This window comes from Streptomyces sp. NPDC086549, assembly GCF_044746205.1.
In the GTDB taxonomy this organism is placed as follows: domain Bacteria; phylum Actinomycetota; class Actinomycetes; order Streptomycetales; family Streptomycetaceae; genus Streptomyces.
In genome coordinates, this window is sequence record NZ_JBIVBS010000003.1 from 125,409 (window position 1) to 139,922 (window position 14,514).

Consider the following 14,514-nt stretch of genomic DNA (forward strand, 5'->3'; position numbering starts at 1 on the left):
TTGTGCGGTCCACACCCCCGTTCGGGGGTAGTGAGACCTGCGTCACGGATTACACGATGCCAGAGAGCCGCCCGGCAATGGTCCGTTAACGAGGAGGACAGATGACGACGGCGACGGAGCTCTTCCGCAGCGCGCGGGACTTCCTGCTGGAGCACCGCGAGGACTACGCCACGGCCTACGAGGGCTTTGCCTGGCCGCGCCCGGAGCACTTCAACTGGGCCCTGGACTGGTTCGACGTCATCGCGGACGGCAACGACCGCACCGCCCTGCACATCGTCGAGGAGGACGGCAGCGAGACCCGGCTGTCCTTCGCCGAGCTGGCCGAACGCTCGAACCGGGTCGCCAACTGGCTGCGGGCGCGCGGCGTCAGCGCCGAGGACCGCCTCCTCGTCATGCTCGGCAACCAGGCCGAGCTGTGGGAGACCGCACTGGCCGCGATGAAGCTGCGCGCCGTCGTCATCCCCGCGACCCCGCTGCTCGGCCCCGCCGACCTGCGCGACCGCGTCGAACGCGGCCGGGTCCGGCATGTGCTCGTCCGCGCGGCCGACTCCACGAAGTTCGACGAGGTGCCCGGCCGCTACACGCGCATCGCCGTCGGCGGCGCGCCCGAGGGCTGGCAGGCGTACGAGGACGCGTACGCCGCCCCCGCCGACTTCACGCCGGACGGCGAGACCCTCGCCGACGACCCGCTGATGCTCTACTTCACCTCGGGCACCACCGCCCGCCCCAAGCTGGTCGAGCACACCCACGCCTCGTACCCGATCGGGCACCTGGCCACCATGTACTGGATCGGCCTCAAGCCCGGTGACGTGCACCTCAACATCTCCTCTCCCGGCTGGGCCAAGCACGCCTGGTCGAATCTCTTCGCCCCGTGGAACGCGGAGGCGACCGTCTTCATCCACAACTACACGCGCTTCGACGCGGCCCGTCTGATGGCCGAGATGGACCGGGCCCGGGTCACCTCCTTCTGCGCCCCGCCGACCGTGTGGCGCATGCTCATCCAGGCCGACCTGACCGAGCTGCGCACCCCGCCCCGCGAGGCCGTCGCCGCGGGCGAGCCGCTCAACCCCGAGGTCATCGAGCAGGTGCGGCGCGCCTGGGGCGTCACCATCCGGGACGGCTTCGGGCAGACCGAGACCGCCGTGCAGGTCTCCAACAGCCCCGGCCAGCAGCTGAAGACCGGCTCCATGGGCCGGCCCAGCCCCGGCTACCGCGTCGAACTGCTCGACCCGGTCTCCGGTGCCCCCGGCGCGGACGAGGGAGAGATCGCGCTCGACCTGTCGGCACAGCCGGTGGGTCTGATGGCCGGCTACCACGGCGACGCCGACCGTACGGCGGAGGCGATGGCGGGCGGCTACTACCGCACCGGCGACATCGGCTCCCGCGACGCCGACGGCTACATCACCTACGTGGGCCGCGCGGACGACGTCTTCAAGGCCTCCGACTACAAGATCAGCCCGTTCGAGCTGGAGAGCGCCCTGCTGGAGCACGAGGCGGTCGCCGAGGCGGCCGTCGTGCCCGCCCCGGACGACCTGCGCCTGGCCGTACCCAAGGCGTACGTCGTCCTCGCCGAGGGCTGGGAGCCCGGACCCGACACCGCCAAGGTGCTCTTCGAGCACTCCCGCCAGGTCCTCGCCCCCTACAAGCGCATCCGCCGCCTGGAGTTCGCCGGGCTGCCCAAGACCGTCTCCGGCAAGATCCGCCGGATCGAGCTGCGCGAGGCCACGGCCGCGGGCTCGCAGAACGAGTACCGCGAGGAGGACTTCCGGTGACCGAACCGTCGTACACGCGGCTGTCGTACACCCACGGGACGAGCGGAACCGCCCTGCTCGGCGACACCATCGGTGCCAATCTGGACCGGGCGGTCGCCGCCTGGCCGGAGCGGGAGGCGCTCGTCGACGCGCCGTCCGGGCGGCGCTGGACGTACGCCGAGTTCTCCGCGGACGTGGACGAGCTGGCGTACGCCCTGCTGGCGAGCGGCGTCGCCAAGGGCGACCGGGTGGGCATCTGGGCGGTCAACTGCGCCGAGTGGGTGCTGGTCCAGTACGCCACGGCCCGCGTCGGCGCGATCATGGTCAACATCAATCCGGCCTACCGCACCCACGAGGTCGAGTACGTCCTCAACCAGGCCGGCGTCCGTCTGCTCTTCGCCTCCGTCGGCCACAGGACCAGCGACTACCGCGCGATGGTCGACGAAGTGCGGGGCAGATGCCCGCAGTTGCGGGAGACCGTGTACATCGGCGACCCGGGCTGGGAGGCGTTCACCGGGCGCGGGACGCCGGAGCGGCGCGCGGAACTGCTCGCGCGGGCCGCCGGGCTGTCCTGCGACGATCCCATCAACATCCAGTACACGTCGGGGACGACGGGCTTCCCGAAGGGGGCCACGCTCTCCCACCACAACATCCTCAACAACGGTTATTTCGTAGGTGAGTCGATCTCCTGCACGGAACAGGACCGGATCTGCATCCCCGTCCCGTTCTATCACTGTTTCGGCATGGTCATGGCCAATTTGGCCGCTACGTCCCACGGTGCGTGCATGGTCATTCCGGCGCCGGCCTTCGACCCGAAGGCGACGCTGGAGGCGGTCCAGCGGGAGCGGTGCACCTCGCTGTACGGCGTCCCGACCATGTTCATCGCGGAGCTGAACCTCCCGGACTTCGCGGCGTACGACCTGTCGTCCTTGCGCACCGGGATCATGGCGGGGTCGCCCTGCCCGGTCGAGGTGATGAAGCGGGTGGTGGCCGAGATGCACATGGAGGAGGTCTCCATCTGCTACGGCATGACGGAGACGTCCCCGGTCTCCCTGCAGACGCGGATCGACGACGACCTGGAGCACCGCACCGGTACCGTCGGCCGGGTCCTGCCGCACCTGGAGGTGAAGGTCGTCGACCCGGTGGACGGCGTCACCCGGCCCCGGGGCGTCGCGGGCGAGTTGTGCACCCGCGGCTACAGCGTGATGCTCGGCTACTGGAACGAGCCCGAGAAGACCGCCGAGGCCGTCGACGCGGGGCGGTGGATGCACACCGGGGACCTGGCGGTGATGCGCGAGGACGGGTACGTCGAGATCGTCGGCCGCATCAAGGACATGATCATCCGGGGCGGCGAGAACATCTACCCGCGCGAGATCGAGGAGTTCCTCTACGCCCACCCGAAGATCAGGGACGTCCAGGTCGTCGGCGTGCCGCACGAGACGTACGGCGAGGAGGTCCTCGCCTGCGTCATCCCGCACGACACGGCGGACCCGCTGACCCTGGAGGACCTGCGCGCCTTCTGCCAGGGGCGGCTCGCGCACTACAAGGTCCCGAGCCGGCTGTGGATCCTCGACGCCTTCCCGATGACGGTGTCGGGGAAGGTGCGCAAGGTCGAACTGCGGGAGAAGTACGGCGAGTAGGCCGGGCCAGGTCAGGCGCCGGCGGCGTTCAGGTCGTCGGCGCGGCTGTTCACCGGCTGCGGGGTGCCCGTGAGGTCCAGGACGAACAGGGGGACGCCCAGGGAGTCGGCGCGGCCGCGGGCGTCGTCGGTGTACCCGGCGAGGGAGAAGTAGACACAGTCCGCGGACTCCGTCATCGCCGTCAGCCACAGGCATTCCACGTCCCGCAGCGAGGCCGGGGTGATCGTGGGGTCCACCTGGGCCACGACCCCGCGGGCGGCCAGCCCGATGCCGGACGGCGGCCGCTGGTCGGCACGGCGGATGTCCCGGTAGCCGAGCCACCGCAGATAGAGGGCGGCGGCGGTGACCACGTCGCGGGCGGTGCGGATCGCGACGGGCTGAAAGGCGGGGCGACGCGGCGGCGTCCCGGGGGCGGGCCGTGAGCCGGAACGGCCCCGGGGTGTGCGGCGCGCCGCGCCGGAGCGACCGGAGCCGGCGTTCCCGCCCGCACCCGGGCCGGGCCCCGTGCCCGCGCCCCCGCTTGCGCTTCGGTCCGGGCCGGGGCTCGCGCCCGCGGGGTTTGTGCCCCCGCCCGCGGGGCTCGCGCCCGCGCCTGCGCTTCGGTCCGGGTCCGAGCCTGGGCCCGTATCCGCGCGGGGGTCTGCGTCCGGGCTTGCGTCCAGGGCTGCGTCCGGGCTTGCGTCCAGGGCTGCGCCCCGACCGGCTTCCGCGCCCGGGTGCTGATGCGAGCCCGGCTTCGGGTCCGGACTCGTGTCCGTGACCGGAATGCGCAGCAACGTGCCGCACTCGCACCCCAGTTCCGGTCGCGGCCACTCGTCCCGGCGTCCGCAGGACGGGCAGCTCACGGTGACCCAGTCCTGGTCCCACACGCGGTGGGTGGCGATCGTCGCCGGGGCTCCGCGGTCGAGCCGCGGTGCGACCGCGGCACCGCACGCGCAGGGATACGACGGCGCGGCGTAGACGTGCTCGCGCCGACAGGCCGGACAGCGCACCGGCACGCTCTCGGACATGGCTCCCATCGTCCACGAGAAACCCCCCGCTTGTCCCTCCCTTGACGACCTTCGCCCACCCTCTTACATTACTTTCAGATAGTAGAAATTATTTTCCGTAATGCGGAAGTGCTACCGCGGGGCGCGACGGGAGTACGCATCCGACAGCCGAAGCAGGAGTACTCGATGGCTCGAATGACCGCTGCCCGCGCGGCAGTTGAGATCCTCAAGCGCGAGGGCGTCACCGACGCGTTCGGCGTGCCGGGCGCGGCGATCAACCCCTTCTATGCGGCGCTCAAGGCCTCCGGCGGCATCCACCACACCCTCGCCCGTCACGTCGAGGGCGCCTCGCACATGGCCGAGGGCTACACCCGGACCCACCCGGGCAACATCGGCGTCTGCGTCGGCACCTCCGGCCCCGCCGGCACCGACATGATCACCGGTCTGTACTCGGCCATCGGCGACTCGGTCCCGATCCTGTGCATCACCGGCCAGGCCCCGACCGCGGTGATCCACAAGGAGGACTTCCAGGCCGTCGACATCGCCTCGATCGCCAAGCCGGTCACGAAGCTGGCGGTCACCGTGCTGGAGGCGGCACAGGTCCCGGGCGTCTTCCAGCAGGCCTTCCACCTCATGCGCTCCGGCCGCCCCGGCCCCGTCCTCGTCGACCTGCCGATCGACGTCCAGCTCACCGAGATCGAGTTCGACCCGGAGACGTACGAGCCCCTCCCGGTCTACAAGCCCGCCGCGACCCGCCCGCAGATCGAGAAGGCGATCACGCTCCTCAACGAGTCCGAGCGCCCGCTGATCGTCGCCGGCGGCGGTGTCATCAACGCCGACGCCGCCGAACTCCTCGTCGAGTTCGCCGAGTTGACGGGCATCCCGGTCGTCCCCACCCTCATGGGCTGGGGCGTCCTCCCCGACGACCACGAGCTCAACGCCGGCATGGTCGGCCTGCAGACCTCGCACCGGTACGGCAACGCGACCTTCCTGGAGTCCGACTTCGTCCTCGGCATCGGCAACCGGTGGGCCAACCGCCACACCGGCAGGCTGGACGTCTACACGGCCGGCCGGAAGTTCGTCCACGTCGACGTCGAGCCCACCCAGATCGGCAGGATCTTCGCGCCCGACTACGGCATCGCCTCCGACGCGAAGGCGGCGCTGAAGCTCTTCGTCGAGGTGGCAAGGGAGTTGAAGACGGTGGGCAGGCTGCCCGACCGGTCCTCCTGGGCCGCCGCCGCACAGGAGAAGAAGGCCACCCTCCAGCGCCGTACGCACTTCGACGACATCCCGATCAAGCCGCAGCGTGTCTACGAGGAGATGAACAAGGCCTTCGGCCCGGAGACCCGGTACGTCTCCGCCATCGGCCTGTCGCAGATCGCCGGGGCCCAGCTGCTGCACGTCTTCAAGCCGCGGCACTGGATCAACTGCGGTCAGGCGGGCCCGCTCGGCTGGACCGTCCCGGCCGCGCTCGGCGTCGCCAAGGCCGACCCGGAGGCGTCCGTGGTCGCCCTGTCCGGCGACTACGACTTCCAGTTCATGATCGAGGAGTTGGCGGTCGGGGCGCAGCACAGGATCCCGTACGTCCACGTCCTCGTGAACAACTCCTACCTGGGCCTGATCCGCCAGGCGCAGCGGGCGTTCGACATCGACTTCCAGGTCGCGCTGGAATTCGAGAACGTCAACTCGCCCGAGCTGGGCGTCTACGGCGTCGACCATGTCAAGGTCGCCGAGGGGCTCGGCTGCAAGGCGATCCGGGTGACCGACCCGAACGAACTCGGTGCCGCCTTCGAGCAGGCCAAGAAGCTCGCCGCCGAGTTCGGGGTGCCGGTGGTCGTCGAGGTGATCCTGGAACGCGTCACCGACATCTCGATGTCGACGACCAACGACATCTCCGACGTCGTCGAGTTCGAGGAGCCGCCCACAGAGCCGTCCCACGCCCCGACGTCGATCAGGACGCTGAAGGTCTGAAGGTCTGAAGTTCCGACGGGGACGGACCGCCCCCTTGTATACCCTCGGGCGCATGCGGATGACCGTTGCCACAGCGCTCGGAGACGTCGCCGTACGCTGCGACGGCCCACCCGGCGCCCCCGCGCTGCTGCTCCTGCACGCCAACCCCGGAGACGGGCGCGACTACGACGCCGTGCTGCCCGCCCTCGCCGCCCGCCACCGCACCTACGTGGTCGACTGGCCCGGCTACGGCGACTCGACCGCGCCCGACCCCGGGCTGGTCTCCCCGGAGGGTTTGGTGGAGGTGGCCGAGCGGGTCCTGGACGCGCTCGGCGCAGAGAGCGCGGTGACCGTGGTCGGCAACAGCGTGGGCGGGTACGTGGCGTGCCGGCTCGCCGAAGGGGCCCACGTGGAGCGGATCGCCGGGCTCGTGCTGGTCGATCCGGCGGGCTTCACCGCCCAGAACGCGCTCACCCGCTGGTTCTGCCGCGAGGTCATGGGCCGCCCGGCCGTGGCCCGGCGGCTCGTGGTTCCGCTGGCCCGTGCCTACCTGGGCCGACGGCGCACCCCGAGCGCCCGCGCCACCTTCGGGCGCGCCCGCGGGCTGCCGTACCGGCGCGAGCGGCTGGCGGTGCACTGCGCGATCTGGCGCGGCTTCGCGGACCCGGGGTTCGGCCTGACGGACCCGGGCGCCCTCGACATACCCGTGCTGCTGCTGTGGGGCCGCCGCGACCCGGTCGTCCCGGCCTTCCTGGACGGCCGCCGGGCCCGGCGGGCCCTGCCCCGGCACACGGTGAGCGTGCTGCTGCCGACGGCCCACGAGCCGTACAACGAACGCCCGGACCTGTTCCTGCGGCACACGCTGGCGTTCCTGGAGGATCCGCGGGCCATCACACCGACCCGCAGGTGAACCCCCCTCCGCCGCCGGAGGACCTCGGCAGCTCCCGCTCGGTGGTCCCGCCGCGGCCGGTCAGCCCCGCCTCCCGTGCGAAGCGCGGAGTGAGTGCGGTCAGGGCCCGGTCGCCGTACAGGGCGACCGCGAGCAGGGTGTCCTCCGCCGACAGCCCGGCCCGGCCGGCGGGCAGGGGATGGCGTTCGCGCAGTTCCTTCAGTGCGCGGCGGGCGGCGCGGGTGCGGCCGGGCGGGAAGGCACGGAGCAGTCCGGCGGCCGCGAGTTCGCGGCGCAGGTCGGCGAGCGCCGAGCGCACGCCCTGCCGGTCCAGCAACTGCCGTAAGCCCGCGGGCCGGTAGAGGGCCGCATGCACGGCCTTGGTCAGGGGCGGCAGTGTCTTCCCGGCTTGCCCCGCCTGGCCCTTGACGGGGCCCGAAGACCGCATCGTGCCCGCCCGGCCCGCGCCGACCGCGCCGCGCAGATGCAGGTCGAGCACGCTGACCTGCACGGCGGCCCGGGGACCGCCCCGTATCCAGGCGATCTCGTGCGGCTCCAGCCGGATCGTCGAACTGCCGCTCATGGCACACCCCCGTGCGGGGGCCCGCCGCCCCCGTGCCGGCAGGCCCCGCATGACGGGTACGTGCCCACCGGCGGGGGTGGTTGAAGCCTCGGCGGCCGTGTTCAGAGGTTGAATTGAGGATGGCGTAGCCGACGGTACGCCCGGTGCCGTACGCGTCTCGTCACGGCTCGGGCTCCGACAGCCCCGGCCACTCGTCCGGCCCGCCGCCCTGCCATTCGATGAGGTCGCTCTCCTCGACCTCGATCCGGTCCAGGTCGGCCATGCGCAGGATCTCGACCACGTCGTCGAGGTGGGAGGCGATCCCGAGGGTCACCTCGCCCTCGGTCACCCGCCGGGAGCCGTCCAGGGCGGGAGAGTGCACCACGATGTGCGGATACTCCGTCGGTGGATACGTCATGCCTCAAGACTCCTGCGGGGCGGAGGAATCCGCACCCCGGACGGTGGTGGGGCCTCACCTGTTCCGGGCGGCGCCGACGCCTGGGCGCGACAGGACAGTTGTCGGCGGCGGCGCCGCCCGGAGTCTGGGTGGCCGGGCTCAGGCCCGGGCGCCGGAGAGGCGCTCCACGGCCCGCAGCAGGGCCGAGTGGTCCAGCCCGCCGTCGCCCTGGGCACGCAGGCTCGCGACCAGTTGGGCGACCACGGCGCCGGCCGGCAGGGCCGCGCCGACGGCGCGGGCGGCGTCCGTGACGATGCCCATGTCCTTGTGGTGCAGGTCGATGCGGAAGCCCGGCTCGAAGTCGCGGTTCAGGAAGTTGGCCTTCTTCCGTGCCAGCACGGTCGAGCCCGCCAGGCCGCCGCCCAGGACCTCCAGGGCGGCCGGCAGGTCCACGCCCGACTTCTCCAGGAAGACCACGGCCTCGGCGCACGCCTGGATGTTCACGGCGACGATCAGCTGGTTGGCGGCCTTCACGGTCTGACCCGAACCGTGCGGACCGCACAGCACGACGGTCCTGCCGAGCGCCTCGAAGACCGGCCTCGCCTCGTCGAAGTCGGCCTGCTCGCCACCGGCCATGATCGACAGCACGGCCTCGACGGCGCCGGCCTCACCGCCGGAGACCGGGGCGTCGAGGACGCGCATGCCCCTCTCCCGGGCGGCCGCGGCCAGGGCGACGGAGGTCTGCGGGGTGATCGAGGACATGTCGATCAGCAGCGCGCCGGACCGCGCGTTCTCCAGGATGCCGTCCGGGCCGTAGGAGACCGCCTCGACCTGGGGGGAGGCGGGCACCATCGTGATCACCACGTCGGCGTCCCCGACCGCCTCGGCGATCGAACCGGCCGCGGTGCCGCCGGCGGCGGCCAGGCGGTCCAGCTTGTCCTGTTCCAGGGTGTAGCCGGTGACGTCGTAACCCGCCTTGATCAGGTTCTCGGACATGGGGGAGCCCATGATGCCGAGGCCTATCCAGGCGATCCTGGGAAGTGCGTTGCTCATGGGGTTCCCTTCCGTACGGGTGGTCAGCGGGGCAGCCAGTCGAAGGCCTCGGCGCTCGGGCGGTCGCCGGGCTTGTACTCAAGGCCGATCCAGCCGTCGTAACCCGCCTTCGTCAGCCGGCCGAGGAGGTCTTCGAGGGGCAGCGAGCCCGTGCCCGGCGCTCCGCGCCCCGGGTTGTCGGCGATCTGCACATGGCCGGTCTTCGCGGCGTACCGCTCGATCACCGACGGCAGGTCCTCGCCGTTCATGGACAGGTGGTAGAGGTCCATGAGGAAGCGCGCGTTGCCGAGGCCCGTCGCCTCGTTCACCCGGTCGACGATCCCGACCGCCGCCGGGGCCGACACCAGCGGGTACAGCGGTGACTCGGGCCGGTTCAGCGCCTCGATCAGCAGGATCGCGCCGATCCGGTCGGCGGCTCGGGCCGCGAGGACCAGGTTCTCCAGCGCCAGCGCGTCCTGTTCGGCAGGGTCGACGCCCTCGACGCGGTTGCCGTAGAGCGCGTTGAGGGCCCCGCAGCCGAGCGACCGCGCGAACTCCGCCGTCACCTCGATGTTGGCGCGGAACCGCTCCGACTCCTCGCCGGGGACCGACAGGGCGCCGCGGTCCGGGCCGGGCAGCTGCCCCGCGTAGAAGTTCAGACCCGTGAGCCGCACGCCCGCGTCCTCGATCGCCGTCCTCAGCGCGTCGAGCTCGGACCGTTCGGGTGTGGGCGAGTCGGTCCAGGGCCACCACAGCTCCACCGCGGTGAAACCGGCCGCGGCGGCCGCCGCGGGGCGCTCCAGGAGCGGGAGTTCCGTGAAGAGGATCGACAGGTTGACGTCGAAGCGCCGGTCTGCGGCTGTGCTCGATCCAGGACCTGACATCGGGGCCGCGCTCCCTTCCGTTCAGTAAATTCCGTATTGCGGAAATTAGTTTCTGTGTAATGGAAGATTGCAGGGCTGGTTCGGGGCTTGTCAAGGGGGCCCGGCGGGAACGGCGGTGGCCCGGACAGCGCGGTGCCCCGTTCCCGCCGGACGCGGAAACGGGGCACCTGGGATGCGTTTGTACAGGTGAGAGCCTATGTCGTGAGGAAGCGGGTGATGCGCAGCCGCATGCCCGCGCTGCCCAGCCCGTGCACGATGGCATGCTGGCGCGGACTGCCGTAGCCCCGCACCTCGTCCCGGCTCACGCCCAGGGACAGCAGTCGGTGCGGCCGGTCCGGCAGCGCCTCGGCCACCTCCCCGGCCGAGGTGCCCGCCAGACAGGGCTCGGCCAGCACGACGTTCGCCGCCTCCTGGCCGGCCAGCACCGCGCGCAGGGTCGCGGCGTCGAAGGGCCGGACGGTGGCCGCGTACAGGACCGTCACGTCCAGACCCTCGGTGGCCGCGAGGACGGAGTCGGCGAGCGGTCCCACCGCGATCACGGTGGCCGCGGCGCCGGTGCGCAGGACGCGGAAGCCCGGTCGCCCGTCGGCTGCGAGAGGGCGCTCGTTGGACTGGTTGGACAGGCGGACGTAGACCGGGTCGTCGCCGCGGGCCGCGGCGCGCAACTGGGCCTCGGCCTCGTCGGGGTGGCCCGGGACGTGGATGGTCCACTCCGGCAGCGTGGACAACAGGGCGACATCCCCCGGGGACTGATGGGTGCGGCCGCCGCCCGCGATGTCGTACGAGGCTCCGGCGCTCACCAGGATCGCGCCGACCCCCTGGTGGTTGAGGTCCAGCTTGATCTGCTCGAAGGGCCGCTCGATCAGGAACGGCGCGAAACTGTGCGCGATCGGCCGCATCCCGGCCAGGGCGAGCCCGCCCGCCACCCCGATCAGCAACTGCTCCCTGATGCCCAGGTTGATCACCCGGGACGGATGAGCGGCCCGCGCCTCGTCGAAGAGCCTGGCGCTCAGGTCGGCGGTCACCACCGCCAGCCGTTCGTCGGTGCCGAGCAGGTCGGTGGTCACTTCGGCGAAGCGCTCGCGCATGGCACCGGGCATGGGGTCCTCCGCATTCTGGTCGGGCGGCGCGGCGGTGGCCGGCCGGGGCGGGGCGGCTCAGTGGTGGTCGGCTCAGTGGTGGTCGACTCAGTGGTGGTCGACTCAGTGGTGGTCGACTCAGTGGTGGTCGGCTCAGTGGTGGTCGACGGGCTCGTCGACGTCGGCGACCACGAGCGCGGGCCGTCCGGGGGCGGGCGTGTTCATCGCGGCCGCCAGAGCGCCGTGGTCGCGGCCGTCGACGCGGGCGGTGGCCCAGCCCTCGACGGCGAAACGGGATTCCAGGCCGCCCGGCCAGCCCTGGGTCGCCGAATGGTTGTCGATCACGACGACCCGCAGGCGGTCCAGGCCGGCCCGGGACGCGTACGCGATCGCCTCGAAGTTGGAGCCCTCGTCCAGCTCGCCGTCCCCCATGAGCACCCAGACGTACGGCTCGTGCAGACCCCGGGCGCGCAGTCCGAGGGCGGTGCCGACGGCGAGCGGCAGGCCGTGTCCCAGCGAGCCGCTGGAGATCTCCACGCCCGGCACCAGCATGCGGTCCGGGTGGTGACCGAGGCGCGAGCGGAAGGCGCCGAAGGTGCCGAGCTCCTCCGGCTCGAGGAAGCCCCTGGCGGCCAGCACCGCGTAGTACGCCATCGGGCCGTGGCCCTTGGAGAGGTAGAACCGGTCGCGGTCCTCGGCCAGGTCCGGGGTCACCCGCAGCACGCGGTCGTAGAGCACCCACAGCACGTCGAGCGTCGAACTCGCGGCCGGGGCGTGCTTCTCGTCGCCGGTCATGCGCGCCATCAGCGCGGGCAGGTCCGCCCAGCCGTACGGGGCCGTCGTGGCGGCCGTCACCGGTTCCGTGGTCGTCGTCATGAGGGGCTCCCGGTGTTCAGGCGGCTTCGGCGAGCGCGGAGGACGGGGCGGCGGACCCGGGCGCGGCGGCGTCCGGCCGGTGCCGTTCGGCGGACCGGGCGACCGGCACGACCGCCGCGGCGCACACCAGCACCGCGCCCGCCACCGCGGCCCAGCCCCAGCCGCCCCAGGACATCGTGGCCGCCGCCACGACCCCCGGCCCCAGCACGCTCTGGAGGATCATGTGCAGATGGAAGGTGCCGAGGTATTCGCCCTGCGCGTCGTCGGGGGCCAGCCCGTGCGCCAGCCCCCAGCCCGAGGCGGCCTGCTGCAGCTCGGCGACGGTCAGCAGCAGCATGGCCGCGCCCAGCGCCACCGACGCGGTGAGCGCGTCGCCGGTCGCCGCGGCCGCCGCGGCGGCGCAGGCCGCGGCGAGCCACAGCCCGGAGCGCCGGGCCAGCCGCGCGGCCCCGGCCACCGTGTCCGCGCCGCGGCTCGCCGCCACCTGGAAGGCGATGACGAAGACCGTGTTGGCGATCATCAGCAGCGGGATCAGCCCGTGCGGGGCATCCGTGCGCTCCACCGTCCACAGCGGCAGGACGACCAGGATGATCGAGGCGTGCAGCGCGAGCGGCGCGGACAACGCCGTGACCCCGACGAACCGCAGGTCCCGCAGGGCACCGAAGCGCCGGGCACGCCCGCCGGCCGCCCCCGTGCGCCCCTTCGGGAGCCGGGCCACGAGCAGGGCGGCGCCGACCCACAGCACGCTGCTCGCCCAGGGCAGGGCCCGTACGAAGGAGCCGCCGCCGAACAGCGCGAGCGCCGCGAGTCCGCTGCCCACGCTGAACCCGATGTTGAACATGGTGCGCAGGATCGCCCGCACCTTGACCCGCTCCTCGGGCTCGACCACCGCCGAGACGAAGGCGCCGAAGCTGGGCCCGACCCCGTACTCCACGAAGCCCACGGACACGATGAGCGAGTAGAACGCCGTCGTCGAGTGCACCGCGGGATACAGCGCGAATCCCACCGCCTGGAGCAGGAAGACCACCGCGAGCATGCGCCGGGCGCCCACCCGGTCGGCCAGCACGCCGAGGAGCAGGGAGGCCACGAAACCCGACAGCGCCGCGGCCGAACTCCCCAGCGCCACCTGCCCGGCGGACAGTCCGGTCACCGTGGTGAAGTAAACGACGCTGCCGCTGAGGAAGACGCCCCGGCCCACCGCATAGGCGAGGTTGACGAGGGACAGCAGACGTTCCGGACCCGGCCGTGGTATCAGCGCGTTCCTGACGTGCTGTAATGCGGGCATCCTCACCACGCTCCTTCGGATCCGATTCGCTGGAGAGGGTAGGAGAAGCGGAAAGAGCCCTGCCGGAAAGGGACTTGAGAGCCGCTGGAGGCGGGGGCGGGAACCGCGTCGAGGCCCGCAAGACGAATCGCGGCCGGTCCGGACAGGGCCCCTACGCTGCCCGCCATGAGGCATCGGAGACTGGGCGGGAGCGGGCTGCGGATCAGCGAGATCACCTTCGGCAACTGGATCAACCTCACCGAGGGATCGGCCGAGGAGGTCGCGCGCACGGCGCTCGAAGCGGGCATCACCACGTTCGACACCGCCGACGTGTACGCGGGGACCCTCGCCGAGACGATCCTCGGCCGCGTCCTCGGCAAGGCGCGCCGGGAGTCCGTGGTCATCAGCACCAAGGTGTGCGCGCCGGTCGGGACCGGCCCCAACGACCGCGGCCTGTCCCGCAAGCACGTCATGGAGGCCGCGCACGGCTCGCTGCGCCGGCTCGGCACCGACTACATCGACCTCTACCAGGCCCACCGCTACGACGAGAACACCCCGCTGGAGGAGACGCTCCGCGCCTTCGACGACCTCGTGCGGCAGGGCAAGGTCCTCTACGTCGGCGTCTCGGAGTGGACCGCGGACCAGATCTCCGCGGCCCTCGGGATCGCCGGGGAGATGGGGCTCGACCGGATCGTCGCCAACCAGCCGCAGTACAACATGCTGTGGCGGGTCATCGAGGCCGAGATCGTCCCGTTGTGCGCCCGCGAGGGCATCGGCCAGCTCGTCTGGTCGCCGCTCGCCCAGGGGCTGCTGACCGGCAAGTACCGGCCCGGCGTGCCGCTGCCGGCCGACTCGCGCGCGGGCGGCCCGGCACGCTCGCAGTTCTCCGTCGGGGCGCTCACCGAGGACGTCCTCACCCGGATCGGCCGGCTCGGCGAGATCGCCGACGACCTGGGCATCGGCATGGCGCAGCTGGCCGTCGCCTGGGTGCTGCGCAACCCCGCCGTCTCCACCGCGATCGTCGGCGCCACCGAGCCCCGGCAGATCATCGAGACCGCCGCCGCCTCGGGGATCGACCTCGACGACGCGGCGGCGGAGCGCATCGACGAGATCCTCGCCCCGATCGTCGAACGCGACCCGGCCAGGACTCCGGCACACCCCACCGACTACCGCAAGTAGGGGGGGTAGGGTGCCGACGGCC

General features: G+C 72.2%; 13 protein-coding genes. 5 read left to right on the forward strand and 8 right to left on the reverse strand.

The window, feature by feature from the left end:
* The first annotated feature begins 101 nt into the window (after window positions 1-101).
* Complete coding sequence (locus ACIPSA_RS11490) at window positions 102-1,772, forward strand: AMP-binding protein (protein ID WP_402632067.1); 1,671 nt, start codon at window positions 102-104, stop codon at window positions 1,770-1,772.
* Window positions 1,769-3,391, forward strand: coding sequence for an AMP-binding protein (locus ACIPSA_RS11495; protein WP_402632070.1), 1,623 nt, complete (start codon window positions 1,769-1,771; stop codon window positions 3,389-3,391). Before ACIPSA_RS11490 ends, ACIPSA_RS11495 begins: the two co-directional genes overlap by 4 nt.
* Window positions 3,392-3,402: 11 nt before the next feature.
* Here ACIPSA_RS11495 and ACIPSA_RS11500 read toward each other — a convergent pair whose 3' ends face one another.
* Window positions 3,403-3,741 (reverse strand): hypothetical protein, encoded by a 339-nt coding sequence (locus tag ACIPSA_RS11500; protein WP_402632073.1) that lies wholly within the window; start codon window positions 3,739-3,741, stop codon window positions 3,403-3,405.
* Between the two features lie 825 nt (window positions 3,742-4,566).
* Between ACIPSA_RS11500 and gcl the strand changes: the two genes are divergently transcribed.
* Both gcl and ACIPSA_RS11510 read left to right on the forward strand, forming a co-directional pair.
* The gene (gcl, locus tag ACIPSA_RS11505) at window positions 4,567-6,351 is read left to right on the forward strand and encodes a glyoxylate carboligase (RefSeq protein WP_402632076.1); all 1,785 of its coding nucleotides are present in this window, start codon (window positions 4,567-4,569) and stop codon (window positions 6,349-6,351) included.
* Window positions 6,352-6,403: 52 nt separating this feature from the next.
* Complete coding sequence (locus tag ACIPSA_RS11510) at window positions 6,404-7,240, forward strand: alpha/beta fold hydrolase (RefSeq protein WP_402632079.1); 837 nt, start codon at window positions 6,404-6,406, stop codon at window positions 7,238-7,240.
* Here the strand turns inward: ACIPSA_RS11510 and ACIPSA_RS11515 are convergent.
* The 7 genes from ACIPSA_RS11515 to ACIPSA_RS11545 all read right to left on the reverse strand — a co-directional run bounded on the left by ACIPSA_RS11515 (window position 7,221) and on the right by ACIPSA_RS11545 (window position 13,334).
* Window positions 7,221-7,853 (reverse strand): TIGR04222 domain-containing membrane protein, encoded by a 633-nt coding sequence (locus ACIPSA_RS11515; RefSeq protein ID WP_402632081.1) that lies wholly within the window; start codon window positions 7,851-7,853, stop codon window positions 7,221-7,223. The genes ACIPSA_RS11510 and ACIPSA_RS11515 overlap by 20 nt on opposite strands.
* A gap of 109 nt (window positions 7,854-7,962) precedes the next feature.
* Window positions 7,963-8,199, reverse strand: coding sequence for a hypothetical protein (locus ACIPSA_RS11520; protein WP_402632084.1), 237 nt, complete (start codon window positions 8,197-8,199; stop codon window positions 7,963-7,965).
* Between the two features lie 138 nt (window positions 8,200-8,337).
* Window positions 8,338-9,231, reverse strand: a complete 894-nt coding sequence (locus tag ACIPSA_RS11525) for a 2-hydroxy-3-oxopropionate reductase (RefSeq protein ID WP_402632087.1) — start codon at window positions 9,229-9,231, stop codon at window positions 8,338-8,340.
* Window positions 9,232-9,254: 23 nt separating this feature from the next.
* Entirely contained in the window at window positions 9,255-10,094 is an 840-nt protein-coding gene (locus tag ACIPSA_RS11530; RefSeq protein ID WP_402632090.1) for a TIM barrel protein, read from the reverse strand.
* A gap of 194 nt (window positions 10,095-10,288) precedes the next feature.
* Window positions 10,289-11,194 carry a transketolase family protein gene (locus ACIPSA_RS11535; RefSeq protein WP_402632093.1) on the reverse strand — a complete coding sequence of 302 codons (906 nt, stop codon included), beginning with the start codon at window positions 11,192-11,194 and terminating at the stop codon, window positions 10,289-10,291.
* A gap of 132 nt (window positions 11,195-11,326) precedes the next feature.
* The gene (locus ACIPSA_RS11540; RefSeq protein WP_402632096.1) at window positions 11,327-12,049 is read right to left on the reverse strand and encodes a thiamine pyrophosphate-dependent enzyme; all 723 of its coding nucleotides are present in this window, start codon (window positions 12,047-12,049) and stop codon (window positions 11,327-11,329) included.
* Window positions 12,050-12,065: 16 nt separating this feature from the next.
* Window positions 12,066-13,334 (reverse strand): MFS transporter, encoded by a 1,269-nt coding sequence (locus ACIPSA_RS11545; RefSeq protein ID WP_402632099.1) that lies wholly within the window; start codon window positions 13,332-13,334, stop codon window positions 12,066-12,068.
* 165 nt (window positions 13,335-13,499) lie between these two features.
* On the opposite strand from ACIPSA_RS11545, the gene ACIPSA_RS11550 reads away from it, so the two are divergent.
* Window positions 13,500-14,492, forward strand: coding sequence for an aldo/keto reductase family protein (locus ACIPSA_RS11550; RefSeq protein WP_402632102.1), 993 nt, complete (start codon window positions 13,500-13,502; stop codon window positions 14,490-14,492).
* Window positions 14,493-14,514 lie beyond the last annotated feature (22 nt).